At 69.2% G+C, this 856-nt stretch carries 1 rRNA gene and 1 pseudogene; one reads left to right on the forward strand and one right to left on the reverse strand.

Going from position 1 to position 856, the window contains the following annotated elements:
• A 5S ribosomal RNA gene (gene rrf, locus ACWDKQ_RS19830) occupies positions 1 to 85 on the forward strand; the annotation flags it as partial.
• A gap of 207 nt (positions 86 to 292) precedes the next feature.
• On the opposite strand, the pseudogene ACWDKQ_RS19835 reads toward rrf, so the two are convergent.
• Positions 293 to 856 (reverse strand): annotated as a pseudogene (locus ACWDKQ_RS19835) (hypothetical protein); the annotation flags it as partial.

The following is an 856-nucleotide window of genomic DNA, read 5'->3' on the forward strand; positions in this document are numbered from 1 at the left end:
TCCCATTCCGAACCCGGAAGCTAAGCTCCCCAGCGCTGATGGTACTGCACTCGACAGGGTGTGGGAGAGTAAGACACCGCCGACACAATATTTGAAAGGGGCCGACCGGACCCGTCCTTGGAGGGACGGATTTCCGGTCGGCCTCTTGTTTTTCGTCCAGGCACTCGTCGAGGTGTCGATTCGAACGCCGCACGGTCCACACGAGTTGTCCCCGTTCACATCGGGGGTGCCACCCCCCGCGACCCGCCACCAGGTGGGACTACGCTGTTGGGGCTTCAGTTCTTTTTCTGCTTCAGGAGGTTCGGTGTCCGGTTCCGACGACAGACGCGGCGACTCCCGCCGTGGGGCCGGTGCCGGCCGCGGCGGCCAAGGCGGCCGCGGAAACTTCGGTCGCGGCGGTTCTTTCGGCGGTCCCCGCCGGGACCGCGACGGTGGTGCGCGCCGCTTCGGCGACCGCGACAACCGCGGGAACCGCAATGATCGAGACGACCGCAACCGGGACGACCGGGGCGGCCGCGACAACTTCGGCGGCGGCCGCGACCGGTTCCGCGGCCAGGGCGGGCGCCCCGGCGGTCAACGCGACGACCGCGGTGGCTTCCGCCGAGACGACCGCGGCGGTTTCCGCCGTGACTCCGACAACAGGGACCGCTTCCGCCGCGACGATCGACGCGATGACGGTCGTGACGACCGCAGCCGCGACGACCGGCCCCGCCGGCTCGACGCGCAGGGCGGCCGTCGCGGCTTCGACAACCGCGGTGACGACCGACACCGTGATGACCGTGGCGGTTTCCGTCGTGATGACCGTGGTCGTGATGACCGTGGCGGTTTCCGTCGTGATGACCGTGGTCGTGATGAC

This window comes from Saccharopolyspora sp. NPDC000995, assembly GCF_053599315.1.